The sequence below is a fragment of the Lachnospiraceae bacterium GAM79 genome, from assembly GCA_020735665.1.
Taxonomy (GTDB): Bacteria; Bacillota; Clostridia; order Lachnospirales; family Lachnospiraceae; genus Coprococcus.
In genome coordinates this window covers 2,416,071-2,431,168 of record CP085928.1, presented here as the reverse complement: position 1 = coordinate 2,431,168, position 15,098 = coordinate 2,416,071, and the positions used below count along the sequence as shown (strand labels likewise).

Below are 15,098 nucleotides of genomic sequence, written 5' to 3'. Positions count from 1 at the left end.
TTACTATTATGAAGTAAGCCTTATCCGAGGCCGGTACTTAAGTTGCGTTTTTTGCAACTTTATGTACCGCTGCACGAGGATACGAGCGGAAGCGTCTTACGGAATAATATGTAATGTATCTTTCATATTGTATAAAAGTAATAATAAATATAATGATCATACATGTTTATAAGATTCAAATAAAATGAGCAGAAAGAAGGTCAACCGAAATGGGTGATATTAAGTATATTACGATTAAAGGTGCAAAAGAACATAACCTGAAGAATATAGATGTGAAGATTCCGAGAGATAAATTTGTCGTTGTGACAGGTCTGTCCGGTTCGGGCAAATCCTCACTGGCATTTGATACGATCTATGCCGAAGGTCAGCGACGCTATATGGAGTCCTTATCTTCCTATGCAAGACAGTTCCTTGGACAGGCAGAGAAGCCGGATGTCGAGAAGATCGAGGGCCTGTCGCCTGCGATATCGATCGATCAGAAATCGACAAATAAGAATCCGAGATCCACAGTCGGAACAGTAACGGAGATCTATGATTATTTCCGTCTGTTATATGCAAGAGCAGGAATCCCACACTGTCCGAAATGTGGAAAAGTGATCAGCAAACAGAGCGTGGATCAGATGGTAGACGATATCATGCAATTGCCGGAACGGACAAAATTCATGGTACTCGCACCGGTTATAAGAGGCAGAAAAGGGGAACATGTGAAGCTGTTGGAGAAGGCGGCAAAGAGCGGTTTTGTCCGTGCGATCATTGATGGCAGTATGTATGAGTTATCCGAGGAGATCAAGCTGGATAAGAATAAGAAGCATAATATTGATATTGTTGTGGATCGTCTGGTCGTTCGTCCTGATATGGAACGAAGACTGACAGATTCTGTAGAGACAACTCTGCGGATGGCAGAAGGTCTGATGAAGATTGAGGTTATAAATACAGATGGAGAAAATGAAATCTTGAATTTCTCTGACAGCTTTTCCTGCCCGGATTGTGGAATCAGCATTGATGAGATCGAGCCCAGAAGCTTTTCATTCAACAATCCATTTGGCGCATGTCCATGTTGTGCCGGTCTGGGATTTAAGATGGAATTTGATCCGGATCTGATGATCCCGGATACCAAGCTGTCGATCAATGAAGGGGCAATTGTTGTGCTGGGCTGGCAGTCCTGTAATGATGGAAAGAGTTTCACAAATGCAGTACTTCGTGCATTGGCAGAGGAATATCATTTCTCACTGGACACACCATTTCAGGATTACAGTGATGAGATCAAAGATCTGTTATTATATGGCAAGAACAGCCGTCCGGTAAAGGTTCACTATAAAGGACAGCGTGGAGAAGGCGTCTATGATATTACATTTGAAGGACTGATCAAGAATGTCCAGCGAAGATATCGGGAGACCGGAGGTGAGACGACCAAGGCCGAGTATGAGACTTTTATGACGATCACGCCATGTGAAGAATGTAAAGGAAAACGTCTGAAACCGACAGCACTGGCTGTTACGATCGCCGATAAGAATATTGATGATCTGACCAGAATGTCGATCGAGGATCTTACAAACTTTATGGATAATATTAAGTTGACAGACCGGCAGATGCTGATCGGCGGGGCAGTTTTAAAGGAGATCCGGGCGAGACTGCATTTTCTGATCGATGTAGGCCTTGATTATCTGGCACTTTATCGTTCTACAGGCACATTGTCCGGTGGAGAGGCACAGCGAATCCGTCTGGCGACACAGATCGGTTCCGGGCTTGTGGGAGTTGCTTATATTCTGGATGAACCAAGTATTGGTCTGCATCAGAGAGATAATGATAAGCTGATCGGAGCATTGGAGCATTTGCGTGATCTTGGAAATACTCTGATTGTGGTAGAGCATGATGAAGATACGATGCGTGCAGCAGATTATATTATAGATATCGGTCCGGGAGCCGGTGAAAATGGTGGTTATGTTGTTGCGGAAGGTACAGCAGAGGAGATCATGAAAAATGAGAACTCGATTACCGGTGATTATTTAAGCGGAAGAAAAAAGATTCCGGTACCGGAGGTACGAAGAAAGCCAACGGGCTGGCTGACCGTTCAGAATGCGTATGAGAACAACCTGAAGCATATTGATGTGAATATACCACTGGGTATTATGGTATGCGTGACTGGTGTATCCGGTTCGGGAAAGAGCTCACTTGTAAATGAGATCTTATATAAGAAGCTGGCGAGAAGACTGAACAAGAGCCGTATCAAACCGGGACATCATGATCACATCGTGGGTTACGATGCACTCGATAAGGTGATCAATATCGATCAGTCACCAATCGGAAGAAGCCCGAGATCGAACCCGGCAACCTATACAGGTGTATTTGACATGATCCGTGATCTGTTTGCAAATACAAAGGATGCCAAGGCAAGAGGATATAAGAAGGGAAGATTTTCATTCAATGTATCGGGTGGACGATGCGAAGCCTGCCGTGGTGATGGTATCATCAAGATCGAGATGCATTTCCTGCCGGATGTCTATGTTCCTTGTGAGGTATGCGGCGGCAAGCGGTACAATCGTGAGACACTGGAAGTAAAATATAAAGGTAAGAGCATTTATGATGTTCTGGATATGACTGTGGATGAAGCCTGCGAGTTCTTTGCAAATGTTCCAAGCATTCTGCGAAAGATCGAAACGTTAAAGGATGTTGGCCTGGGCTATATCCGTCTGGGACAGCCATCTACCACTTTATCCGGAGGAGAGGCACAGAGAGTAAAGCTTGCGACGGAGCTTGCCAGACGTGGAACCGGAAAGACGATCTACATTCTGGATGAACCGACGACCGGACTTCATTTCGCCGATGTTCATCGTCTGGTGGATATTCTTCGCAGACTTAGTGACAGTGGAAATACCGTAGTTGTTATCGAGCATAATCTGGATGTTATAAAGACTGCCGATTATATCATCGACATGGGACCGGAAGGCGGTGTTCGCGGTGGAACAGTGATCGCACAGGGAACACCGGAGGAGATCGCAGAATGTGAGAATTCATATACCGGACAATATCTGAAGCGGTATTTATAAAGTGTGAAGATAGAGAATACAATTAAGCTCTTATATAGATATCAGTTTTATAGAATGTGTAGAATTGATATAGAGGAATTAGAGATATAGAAATTTGGAAACATAAGGAATTAGCAACATGAGGAATGATAAGATCATTGGCGCATTGATCGGCCTTGTAGGTGCGGCCGGTAATTCCGGCTGGACAGAGAAAACAGATCAGACGATCGCAAGTGCGTTATTACAGGAAGACAATGATGAGACAATAGAGGAAATACACCGGGAGAAATACCGACTTTCTCCCGGGTGTTCCACCTGTACGGCTCCATGCGGGAATACATCTGATTATGATATGAGCTGTTTCTGGAATGGCAGCCTGGAAGAACAGAAGCGTAAGCATGACATAATCAATGAATTACAGCAGGTGGCAGAACAGTATAACAGCGGAAATCTTAAGAGATTACCTGAGGTCTGTTTCCGTGCACTTGCATGCTTTTCCTATGGCATGGACGAAGCTGCATACGAGTCTTTAATGAGCGACTTCCATAATATAGCCGAAACTGTTTAAGAGTAGAACTGCAGATAGAGTTACAGTTATATCTTAGCGTTTATGTTCTATATAGATTTGCTTTTCAGGTAGCCAAGGCTGACAAATAACACTACGACTTCAACGATCGGCATAACAAACCACAGGCTGGATGCACCCAGACACAATGGAAATACAAGGATACAGATACTGCTTAAGATGATATTTCGGAGCAGTGAGATGCACAGGGATTGTGCAGATCGCAGTATCGCCTGTAAATAGTAAGAAGTCAGCAGGTTAATGCCAAATGGCAGGAATGCAAAAAAGTAGGTTCGTATACCCAGATTTGCAATATCAGTCAGTGTTGGATTCATTTTAATAAAAATACGACAGACCGCAGTCGGGAATAAGATTCCACTAAGCGAGAAGATGGCACCCATTATAAGGATAGTGGTATATGCCATCTTTTTTATTCCTTTGATTCGGACCCCATTTCCTGCACCATAATTAGTAGAGATAACAGGCTGGATCGACTGACCGACTCCGGTAAACAGGGAGTTGAACAGGATTACACAGTTTGAGATCACGCTGTAGATCGAGAGTGCATTTTCACCGCAGTATTTCAGGATCTGGATATTAAACAGCAGTACGATGAATCCATTTGCAAATTCATTGAAAAAACTTGGGATACCACCGACAATAATATGACGGATACTGGGAATCGTGTGAATCGGTCGGATGAAATGAAGACCGTTTTTGCGTGAGAAAAAGTGTGAGCCACCGACAATTACCTGGATAGTCATACCGAGAACGGAAGCGAATGCGGCACCGCCCATTCCCATATGCATAGGAAATACAAAAATGATATCCAGTGCGATATTTACGACGCCGCCAAGCAGAACTCCCGCCATTGCACGGTTTGGATCATTGTCGGCACGGATAAAGATTGCTACATAATTTGAAAATACAGCAACCGGAAGGAAAATGTTGATATAACGCATGTAGGACATGGCGTATGGGAATAAGGTGTCATTTGCTCCCATCAGATGAAGCAGCTTAGGCATGCAGGTGGCATAGATCAGCCATAATAGGGTAGTAACAGCCGTAATCAGGAAAAAAGAGATTGTAAAATAACGATTGGATTTCTGATGATTACCACTTCCCCTGTGAACACTCATCTGTACAGAGCCGCCGACACCAAACAGGATTCCGGTTGACATCAGGATGCAGAGAAGTGGTGTTGTAATACTTAGGGCAGCAAGAGCATCTGCGCCGACACCTTTTCCAATGACGATCGCATCTGTCAGTGTATAAATAGACATAACCATGGCACTTCCAAGTGATGGTATCAGAAATTTGAAGTATAATTTTTTCAGATTGTCTTTTAATAAATCCATTATAAGTCCTCCTATGCTGTGCTGTTCACAAAAAAAGAGCCAGATAAGATAATCTTATCTGGCTCATAACATTCATGTCCATCCGGGAATCCTGAATAACATTCAGAACACCTTGCAAGGTATATCATATATACCGTCCGATTCGTGCCTATTATACCAAGTTGATAGAAAATGTCAATCAATTTTATGGCATTTTTTGTATGCGGGTGTTATAATAGCATCCGCAAAAAACACAGTGAGGTAGGAATAAATGAATTTTATTAAGAAAAACTGGATAGGAATTCTGGTGTGTTTTATCATAGCAGTTCCTTCATGGTTAATTGGAAAACGGTTTCCGGTTGTCGGCGGACCGATCATTGCGATATTAGCCGGTATGTTGATCGCACTCGTATGGACGGATAAGGGAAAGGCAGAAGCCGGTATCAAATGGACATCAAAGATTGTTTTGCAGACAGCCGTTGTATTATTAGGATTTGGCATGAATCTCGGAGTAATCCTGCAGACAGGAAAACAGTCGCTTCCGATCATTATCTGTACGATCGGTACATCCTTATTGATCGCATGGATCCTTCGAAAGGTGATGAAGGTTCCGGCAAATACTTCGATTCTTGTCGGTGTTGGATCTTCTATCTGTGGTGGTTCCGCAATCGCAGCAACAGCACCGGTTATAGATGCAGATGACGATGAAGTCGCACAGGCTATTTCTGTTATCTTTTTCTTTAACGTGCTTGCGGCTATCTTCTTCCCGATCATAGGAAAAGCAATAGGATTTGATACGGCATCCGGTGATGCATTTGGAATATTTGCGGGAACAGCCATCAATGATACATCTTCTGTAACAGCGGCGGCATCAACATGGGACAGCATGTGGAATCTTGGAAGTGAGACTCTCAATAAGGCAGTAACGGTAAAACTGACCAGAACACTGGCAATTATACCGATCACATTAGTGCTTGCGGCAGTTCGTGCAAGACAGGCGGCAAAGACAGAGCAGAAGACAAATGGATTCAGCTTGAAAAAAGCATTTCCTATGTTCATTCTGTATTTTGTGATCGCATCTATAATCACAACGATCTGTATCAGTCTGGGCGTAAATGCGGATGTATTTGCACCGTTAAAGGAGCTGTCCAAATTCTTCATTATCATGGCTATGGCGGCGATCGGGTTAAACAGCAATGTTATTAAGCTGATCAAAACCGGTGGCAAGCCGATTTTGCTAGGTGCATGCTGTTGGATCGGCATTACCTTGGTCAGCCTGCTTATGCAGCATGTTATGGGAATCTGGTAAAAGCATGTAAGAACGCCCTTGGGGCATATATGGCAGAAAACCTGTAACAGCAATATGCCCCATATGGTTTATACAACAGAACACAAGTGGTCTGTGAAATAAATCCATATGGGGCATATTATTGTTATACGATATTCGTATTACGAAAGAAATTAGTCGTTAGCTTTGCCAACTGATCCGAAAAGTTCCATCTTTTCTTTAACAGTAGCCTTGATAGCTTCGAAACCAGGAGCAAGAAGCTTTCTAGGATCAAATCCCTTACCTTCAAGATCCTTACCAGCCTCGATGTACTTTCTTGTAGCATCTGCGAATGATAACTGGCACTCTGTGTTAACATTGATTTTTGAAACGCCAAGTGAGATAGCTTTCTTGATCATGTCAGCAGGGATACCTGTACCACCGTGAAGAACTAATGGCATAGTACCTGTCTTCTGCTGGATAGCATCAAGTGTTTCGAATGAAAGACCCTTCCAGTTTGCTGGGTACTTACCATGGATGTTACCGATACCGGCAGCAAGCATATCTACGCCAAGATCAGCGATGATCTTACACTCTTCTGGATCTGCGCACTCGCCCATACCAATAACACCGTCTTCTTCACCACCGATTGAACCAACTTCACACTCGATAGAAAGACCAAGCTGATGAGCAACATTAACAAGCTCTGTTGACTTAGCAAGGTTCTCTTCGAATGGATAGTGTGAACCATCGAACATGATAGATGTGAATCCGGCCTTAACACACTTGTAGCATCCTTCATATGTTCCGTGATCAAGGTGAAGAGCTACAGGAACTGTAATTCCTAAAGAATCGTGCATAGCCTTAACCATAGCTGCAACTGTTTCAAATCCAGTCATATACTTTCCAGCGCCTTCTGAAACACCAAGGATTACAGGAGACTGAAGTTCCTGAGCTGTAAGAAGAACAGCCTTTGTCCATTCAAGGTTATTGATGTTAAACTGACCAACGGCATATTTTCCAGCCTTAGCCTTTTCCAACATTTCTTTTGCTGAAACTAACATTATAAATTCCTCCATTATAAAAATTATTTTGGGCTTTCATCTGCCCGAATTGTCCACATTTATAATGTAAAAATCCGGTTAGATAACCCTACTCTGTCGCCATTATACATTATTTATTTCCAAAATAAAAGCCATTTACAAAAACTTGATAAAAATAAAAAAATACTGCGCCATAATAACCCTGATGTCGCAGCGTAGTATTTTATCATTATGTAAAACATTTATAAAAGAATCCGCCATTTCCTTGAAATGCTAAAACTGGGATGGTAAAATTTTTATAATATAATTCGTGGAGGAAACAATATATGCTTCAGTTAAAGAAGATTGTGAAGGACTATCAGACCGGAGATGAAGTGGTAAAGGCGTTAAAAGGCATTTCCATTAATTTCAGAAAGAATGAATTCGTATCGGTACTTGGTCAGTCCGGCTGTGGTAAGACAACGCTTCTTAATATTATAGGCGGACTTGATCAGTATACGAGTGGTGATCTGGTTATCAATGGCAGATCAACAAAAGAATTCAAGGCAAGAGACTGGGATTCATACCGGAATAATTCGATCGGTTTTGTATTCCAGAGTTACAATCTGATTCCGCATCAGACGGTTCTCGCAAATGTCGAGCTGGCGCTGACCTTATCCGGTGTATCCAAATCCGAGCGTAGAAAACGTGCAAAAGAGGTGTTGGAAAAGGTTGGTCTGGGCGATCAGATCTATAAGAAGCCGAATCAGATGTCCGGTGGACAGATGCAGCGAGTAGCGATCGCCAGAGCATTGATCAATGATCCTGATATCCTGCTTGCAGATGAGCCGACCGGAGCCCTGGACTCCGAAACCAGTGTCCAGATCATGGAGCTGTTAAAGGAGATCGCAGAAGAAAAGCTGGTCATCATGGTAACACACAATCCGGAGCTTGCAGACAAATATTCTACAAGAATCGTGAAGCTGTTAGATGGTAAGATCATAGATGATTCCGCACCATTTTCAGATGAAGACGAAGCGAAAGAATCAGAAGAAGCATATGCACCGAGAAAGACATCTATGTCTGTATTTACGGCATTTTCCCTCAGCTTTAATAACCTGCTGACGAAGAAAGGACGAACCCTTTTAACGGCATTTGCCGGAAGTATCGGTATCATCGGTATCGCGCTGATTCTGTCATTATCCAGTGGATTCCAGGGCTATATCAATGATGTGCAGGAGGAAACCCTGTCATCCTATCCAATCGAGATCCAGAAAAAGGCAATGGATTATTCTGACCTGATCTCGGAAATGGCGGGTAATACAAAGGAAGAAGATCTGAGTGATCATGACCCGGATCGTGTATACTCTGGTGATGTCATGGGCGATATGATGGTGTCCATGCTCTCAGAGGTAAAGGAAAACGATCTGGAAACATTTAAGAAATATATTGAAGATGATACAAATGGATTCAAGGATATCGTGAGTGATATCAAGTATACCTATGATACTCCGATGTATGTATTTAACGAAAATGCAGCAGGCGGTACACAGCAGGTAAATCCAAGTATCATGATGCGAGAGATGGGATTTGGCGATATGGAAGAATCCCAGAAATCCCTGTCAGGCTTCATGTCGGCATTCAGTTACGGAAATAATTCCATGGATATGTGGAAGCAGTTAATGAGTAATCGGGAGCTGTTGGAACAGCAGTACGATGTGCTTGCAGGACACTGGCCTCAGAATAAAAATGAAGTTGTACTGGTCGTTGATAAGAATAACGAGATCAGTGATTTTACCTTATATACATTAGGTGTCAGAAATGCTTCTGATCTTGGAGAGATGGTTCCGAAGATCATGGCAGGTAAAGATTACGATGCACCGGAGGAAATGAGCTTCTCCTATGATGATCTTTTAAATCTCAAATTCAAGCTCATTCTGCCGAGTGACATTTATCAAAAAAATGCAGACGGAACATGGGCAGACAAGAGTTCCGATGAAGATTATATGGCAGATGTGATCAGCAAAGGTCTGGATATTCAGGTTTGTGGTATCATCCGTCAGAGCGAATCCTCTTATGCAGCATCGATCGATGCGGGAATGATCGGTTATACCGCTGAACTTGCAGAGTATGTTGTATCCGAAAATGAAAAATCGGAGATCGTAAAACGGCAGCTTGACAATCCGGATACCGATGTATTTACAGGACTTCCGTTTTCAAACGGAGAAGATATCGACATGAGTCAGGTGGACATGCAGCAGATCGTTGCATCCATGAACCTGTCAGAGGAACAGCAGGCATATATTTCACAGATGTCTGATGAGCAGTTATTTGAAATGTTAAAGGAACAGGGCTATTTTGCACAGTCTACCGCAACCTATGATGATAATATCGAGAAGCTTGGATTTGCGGATCTGGCAAAGCCGTCCGTTATCAGCCTGTATTGTTCAGAATTCGCGGACAAGGATAAGCTGACAGATCTGATCGACAAATATAATGATTCACATTCAGACAGCGAGATCACTTATACCGATTATATCGGGCTGATGCTATCTTCCGTTACGAAGATCATCGATGCGATCACTTATGTATTGATCGCATTTGTAGCTATCTCGTTGATCGTATCATCGATCATGATCGGAATCATTACCTATATCTCTGTACTGGAGAGAACGAAGGAGATCGGTATTCTTCGAAGTATCGGAGCGTCGAAAAAGGATATTTCCCGTGTGTTTAACGCAGAGACATTTATTATCGGACTGGTATCCGGTGCGATCGGTATTCTGGTTACGGTGCTGTTAAATATCCCGATAAGCAAGGTGATAGAGAAATTTGTAAATGTGCCAAATGTATCTTCACTTCCGGTAAAGGGTGCGGTGATCCTTGTGATCATTAGTGTTGTGCTTACTTTGATCGGCGGTCTTATCCCATCTAAGATGGCAGCGAAGAAAGACCCTGTAATAGCACTTAGAAGTGAGTAACAGATAATTGTGAAATTAAAAATTATAAGTTATATATGAACAGTTTGAATTACCAAAACAGTGGCATTTGAGTCCGCCGGTCCTTAGATGGTGCATTAGCAGCATCTTAGTACCGTTGCAGGGCTAACTGAGACCTTAGCGAGGTTTACCGAGGTTAGTTCGAAGTTACACAGTGGGGAAACGAGCGGAAGCGTCCACTGGTTGGTAATGTCAATACTGTTCATATAAAAAAGAGAATATTTAATTCACAATTATCTGTCATGATAGAAAGGAGCGAGGCGGCATGAGTGCATATGTTGAGTTTAAGGATGTTAAGAAAATATATAAGACCGGCGAGGTTGAGATCCATGCTCTGCGGGATGTGAACTTCGAGATTGAAAAAGGAGAATTCTGTGTCATTGTTGGAGCGTCAGGAGCGGGAAAGACAACGATTCTGAATATCCTGGGCGGAATGGACACGCTGTCCGGCGGCAGTGTATATCTGGACGGAAAAGAAATCTCCGGGCTGAACAAGCGGCAGCTTACGGCATACAGGAGATATGATGTAGGATTTGTATTTCAGTTCTATAATCTGGTGCAGAATCTGACGGCACTGGAAAATGTAGAGCTTGCGGCACAGATCTGTAAGGACCCGTTAGATGCGGCAACGGTATTAAAGCAGGTAGGGCTTGAGGATCGTATGGCAAATTTCCCTGCACAGTTATCCGGTGGAGAGCAGCAGCGGGTAGCGATCGCCAGAGCACTTGCAAAGAATCCGAAGCTGCTTTTATGTGATGAACCGACCGGTGCGCTGGACTATAATACAGGAAAATCCGTACTCAAATTGCTTCAGGATACCTGTAGGAACACCGGAACTACGGTTATCGTTATCACACATAATCAGGCACTTACAGCAATGGCAGATCGTGTGATCACAGTTAAGAGCGGAACAGTAGAGAAGGTTGTTCTGAATGATAACATTAAAAATGTAGAAGATCTGGAATGGTAGGTATGTCTTATGAAATCAATGATGCGTCGTACGACATTTCGAGAAATTAAAAACAGTTTTGGACGGTTTGCAGCGATTCTCGCGATCATAGCGTTAGGTGTTGGTTTCTTTTCAGGCCTGAAGATGACCAAGCCGGCTATGGTAAAGACGATTACGGATTTCCTCAGTGATTCGGAATTCTATGATCTGCATCTGGTGTCTACGCTTGGCTATACAGATGAGGATGTGGAAGCATTTGCGGGTGAGGATGATGTCCGGTATGCAGAGGGCAGCTATTCATTTGATGTGCTTTATGATGGTATGGGTGATAATGAACGTGCACTCAAAACCTTGTCATTGCCGGAGCATGTGAATGACATCCGTCTGGTGGATGGCAGACTGCCGGAAGCGGATGATGAATGCGTAGTGGATGACAAGCTGACAGATGTGAGAATCGGTGATGTCATTACCGTGGCAGATACGAATGGTGATGCCACTGAGACAAAGCTCCGCTATAGGAAATTTACGGTTACTGGAACCGTACAGTCCTCCCTTTATATTAATTTTGAACGTGGAACGACTACTCTCGGGACCGGTAAATTAAGTGGATTTGTATATATGAAGCCGGAAGCATTTGACTGTGAATGCTACACTGACGTCTATGTCAGGTTTGATCAGGACTATGCGTTATACGATGATGCGTACGATACCTATATGGACGAGAAAAAGGATGCCTGGGATGCTATCTGTCATGACCGTGTTACGAAACGATATCAGGCGCTTTTGATGCAGACCGGGCTTACCGAAGATATGGTTGCCGGCGTAACCATAGATGACGCACCGGATGTCAGTTATTATATTCTTGGCAGGGAGACGAATGTCGGTTATGTCTGTTTTGAGAGTGATTCCGATATCGTGGATGGTGTAGCAAAGGTATTTCCGGTGTTCTTTGTATTGGTTGCTGTGCTTGTCTGTATGACGACGATGAATCGTATGGTCGAGGAACAGCGAACAATGATCGGAATGCTAAAGGCACTTGGATACAGTGAGCATACGATCATGAGCAAATATATGATCTATTCAGGGCTGGCAGCAGTTATCGGATGTATAGGAGGCTTTTTTGCAGGAACGTATGCATTCCCACGGGTAATCTGGAAAGCATATCATATGATGTATCTGAATATTAGCTTAAAATATATTGTAGACTGGAAGCTGGCAGGAATTGCTATGCTGGTATCTCTGGCATGTTCGGTAGGAACGACATGGTTTACCTGCCGGTATGAGCTGTCGGAGACTGCGGCAGGTCTGATGCGGCCGAAGGCACCGAAGGCGGGCAAACGTGTATTCCTTGAGAAAATATCATTTGTATGGAAACGATTAAAATTTCTGCATAAGGTATCGGTTCGAAATATCTTTCGGTATAAGAAGCGTTTCTTTATGATGGTAATAGGAATCAGCGGATGCACAGCCCTGCTTCTGACCGGATTTGGTATCAATGATTCGATCGCCGGCTTTGCAGATCGTCAGTATGATGAGATCCAGATCTTAGACGGAACGATGACCCTTGCAGAGAGTGTTGATGATGTAAAGAAAACGAATGCAGCTTCTGAGGAAAATCAGAAGGATCAGCAGGAAGCAACGCAGACGGGTTCGGAATCAGCGGCAGCCGGTGATCTGTATGATAAATTAGACAAATATATGCAGGACTATGATTTTGTTGGTGAGACAAGCTGGGATCTGATAGAGTCCGATGGCATTAAGAGCATTAATCTAGTTATTATGAAAGAACCGGAGCATTCGGACAAATATATGGATTTTCACAACAGTAAGAATGAGAAGGTCGCATATCCGGGCAAGGATGAGGCGGTTATCAACAGTGCTTTGGCAACCCGGTATGATCTGTCCGTTGGGGATACCATTACGATCCGGAACAGTGATATGAAAGAGATCAAGGCAAAGATTTCCGGCATCTTTGAAAATTATGTATATAATTATGTATATCTGTCGCCGGAAACATACATGGATCAGATGGGAGAAGCTCCGGTATATCATTCCGTCTATTTCAATCTGAAGCCTGATATGGATGCACATGAAGTGGCTGCCGATCTTATGAAAGAAAATGTAGTTTCTGCAGTAGTCGTGAATGGAGATATGCGCGAACGTATCAGCAATATGATGAAGAGTCTGGACTATATCGTTCTGGTCGTTATCCTGTCGGCGGCAGCACTGGCATTTATCGTGCTGTATAACCTGACAAATATCAATATTACAGAACGAATCCGGGAGATTGCAACCGTAAAGGTGCTTGGATTTTTCAGAAATGAAACCTCATCTTATGTGTTCCGTGAAAACTGGGTGCTGACGGCAATCGGAATAGCGGTCGGTCTGGTGCTCGGAGTATTTCTGCATAGCTTTGTTATGGATCAGATCCGTGTGGATATGGTTTCATTTGACACTTACATTTCACCGCTTAGTTATGTGTACAGCATTATTCTGACGTTTGCTTTTAATGGCTGTGTCAACCTGTTCATGTCGGTGAGACTGGAGCGGATCAATATGGCAGAATCCCTGAAATCAGTGGACTAAGGGAAAGCGTAAAAATGAAATCATGAAATATAGAAAACAGATACTGTATTGCGGTTGATGCAATGAAAAAAATACCATAAAGAACTGTGGGTGAACAAAAAGCCCGCAGATAGAAAAATATACAAATAAAAATATAGTGGCAGGAGGAAGAAAAAATGACAGTTACAAATGATATTAAGTACATCGGTGTGAATGACCATGAGATCGATCTGTTTGAGGGACAGTATATTGTGCCAAATGGCATGGCATATAATTCTTATGTGATCATGGATGAGAAGATTGCCGTTATGGATACGGTGGATCAGAATTTTACGGATGAATGGTTAGCAAAGCTGGAAACGGAGCTTGCAGGCCGGACACCGGATTACATCGTGGTTCAGCATATGGAGCCGGATCATTCGGCGAATCTTGCAAATTTCATGGAGAAGTATCCGACAGCAACAGTTGTTGCAACAGCGGCAGCATTTAACATGATGAAGAACTTCTTTGGAAAAGATTATGCTGATAGAAGAATGATGGTGAAAGAGGGAGATACCTTATCACTTGGAAAGCATGAGCTGACATTTGTCATGGCTCCGATGGTACACTGGCCGGAGGTTATGATGACCTATGACAGCACAGATAAGGTATTATTCTCCGCGGACGGCTTCGGCAAATTCGGAGCCTTGGATGTAGAGGAGGACTGGGCATGTGAGGCTCGCCGTTACTACATCGGAATCGTAGGAAAGTTCGGTGCACAGGTTCAGGCATTGTTGAAGAAGGCAGCAGGACTGGATATCCAGATCATCTGTCCGCTTCATGGACCGGTTCTGACAGAGAATCTCGGATATTATATCGGTTTATATGATACATGGTCATCTTATGGAGTAGAAACAGACGGTGTAGTGATCGCTTACACATCTGTCTATGGACATACAAAAGAGGCAGCAGAGCTTCTTGCAAAGAAGCTGACCGAAAAGGGATGCCCAAAGGTAGCAGTCAATGATCTTGCCCGCTGTGATATGGCAGAGGCAGTAGAGGATGCGTTCCGTTATGGCAAACTGGTGCTTGCAACAACGACCTATAACGGTGACATTTTCCCATTTATGAGAGAGTTCATCAATCACCTGACAGAGCGTAATTTCCAGAACCGCACGATCGGTCTGATCGAGAATGGCGCATGGGCTCCAATGGCTGCAAAGGTTATGAAGGGTATGTTTGAAAACAGCAAGAATCTGACATTTACTGATACAACAGTTCAGATCAAGGCGGCATTAAATGACGCAAGCCTTGCACAGATCGATGCACTGGCAGATGAACTGTGTAAATAATCGATTCTTATATAGAAGTATTGTTCTACCACTATGA

General features: G+C 43.3%; 9 protein-coding genes. 7 read left to right on the top strand and 2 right to left on the bottom strand.

Annotated features, from left to right (window positions below; translation table 11 throughout):
• Window positions 1–209: 209 nt before the first annotated feature.
• Window positions 210–3,047: an excinuclease ABC subunit UvrA gene (uvrA, locus tag LK416_10930; GenBank protein UEA74164.1), complete on the top strand. Its 2,838-nt coding sequence runs from the start codon at window positions 210–212 to the stop codon at window positions 3,045–3,047.
• 118 nt (window positions 3,048–3,165) lie between these two features.
• Complete coding sequence (locus tag LK416_10925) at window positions 3,166–3,594, top strand: hypothetical protein (GenBank protein ID UEA74163.1); 429 nt, start codon at window positions 3,166–3,168, stop codon at window positions 3,592–3,594.
• Window positions 3,595–3,641: 47 nt separating this feature from the next.
• Here LK416_10925 and LK416_10920 read toward each other — a convergent pair whose 3' ends face one another.
• Window positions 3,642–4,949, bottom strand: a complete 1,308-nt coding sequence (locus tag LK416_10920) for an MATE family efflux transporter (protein UEA74162.1) — start codon at window positions 4,947–4,949, stop codon at window positions 3,642–3,644.
• Between the two features lie 250 nt (window positions 4,950–5,199).
• Between LK416_10920 and LK416_10915 the strand changes: the two genes are divergently transcribed.
• Entirely contained in the window at window positions 5,200–6,237 is a 1,038-nt protein-coding gene (locus LK416_10915; protein UEA74161.1) for a YeiH family protein, read from the top strand.
• 152 nt (window positions 6,238–6,389) lie between these two features.
• On the opposite strand, the gene fba is transcribed toward LK416_10915, so the two are convergent.
• Window positions 6,390–7,259, bottom strand: coding sequence for a class II fructose-1,6-bisphosphate aldolase (gene fba / locus LK416_10910; protein ID UEA74160.1), 870 nt, complete (start codon window positions 7,257–7,259; stop codon window positions 6,390–6,392).
• 305 nt (window positions 7,260–7,564) lie between these two features.
• On the opposite strand from fba, the gene LK416_10905 reads away from it, so the two are divergent.
• The 4 genes from LK416_10905 (at window position 7,565) to LK416_10890 (ending at window position 15,061) form a co-directional block, all read left to right on the top strand.
• Complete coding sequence (locus tag LK416_10905) at window positions 7,565–10,198, top strand: ABC transporter ATP-binding protein/permease (GenBank protein UEA74159.1); 2,634 nt, start codon at window positions 7,565–7,567, stop codon at window positions 10,196–10,198.
• Window positions 10,199–10,481: 283 nt separating this feature from the next.
• Complete coding sequence (locus tag LK416_10900; GenBank protein UEA74158.1) at window positions 10,482–11,186, top strand: ABC transporter ATP-binding protein; 705 nt, start codon at window positions 10,482–10,484, stop codon at window positions 11,184–11,186.
• A gap of 9 nt (window positions 11,187–11,195) precedes the next feature.
• Entirely contained in the window at window positions 11,196–13,751 is a 2,556-nt protein-coding gene (locus LK416_10895; protein UEA74157.1) for an ABC transporter permease, read from the top strand.
• A 155-nt stretch (window positions 13,752–13,906) separates the two neighbouring features.
• Complete coding sequence (locus tag LK416_10890) at window positions 13,907–15,061, top strand: MBL fold metallo-hydrolase (GenBank protein ID UEA74156.1); 1,155 nt, start codon at window positions 13,907–13,909, stop codon at window positions 15,059–15,061.
• The last annotated feature ends 37 nt before the right edge of the window (window positions 15,062–15,098 follow it).

What these genes read in the sequence shown, in the direction of transcription:
- LK416_10890 (UEA74156.1), top strand. Translation starts at nt 13,907, where the DNA reads ATGACAGTTACAAATGATATTAAGTACATCGGTGTGAATGACCATGAG.
- LK416_10925 (UEA74163.1), top strand. Translation starts at nt 3,166, where the DNA reads ATGAGGAATGATAAGATCATTGGCGCATTGATCGGCCTTGTAGGTGCG.
- fba (UEA74160.1), bottom strand. Translation starts at nt 7,259, where the DNA reads ATGTTAGTTTCAGCAAAAGAAATGTTGGAAAAGGCTAAGGCTGGAAAA.
- LK416_10915 (UEA74161.1), top strand. Translation starts at nt 5,200, where the DNA reads ATGAATTTTATTAAGAAAAACTGGATAGGAATTCTGGTGTGTTTTATC.
- LK416_10900 (UEA74158.1), top strand. Translation starts at nt 10,482, where the DNA reads ATGAGTGCATATGTTGAGTTTAAGGATGTTAAGAAAATATATAAGACC.
- LK416_10905 (UEA74159.1), top strand. Translation starts at nt 7,565, where the DNA reads ATGCTTCAGTTAAAGAAGATTGTGAAGGACTATCAGACCGGAGATGAA.
- LK416_10895 (UEA74157.1), top strand. Translation starts at nt 11,196, where the DNA reads ATGAAATCAATGATGCGTCGTACGACATTTCGAGAAATTAAAAACAGT.
- uvrA (UEA74164.1), top strand. Translation starts at nt 210, where the DNA reads ATGGGTGATATTAAGTATATTACGATTAAAGGTGCAAAAGAACATAAC.
- LK416_10920 (UEA74162.1), bottom strand. Translation starts at nt 4,949, where the DNA reads ATGGATTTATTAAAAGACAATCTGAAAAAATTATACTTCAAATTTCTG.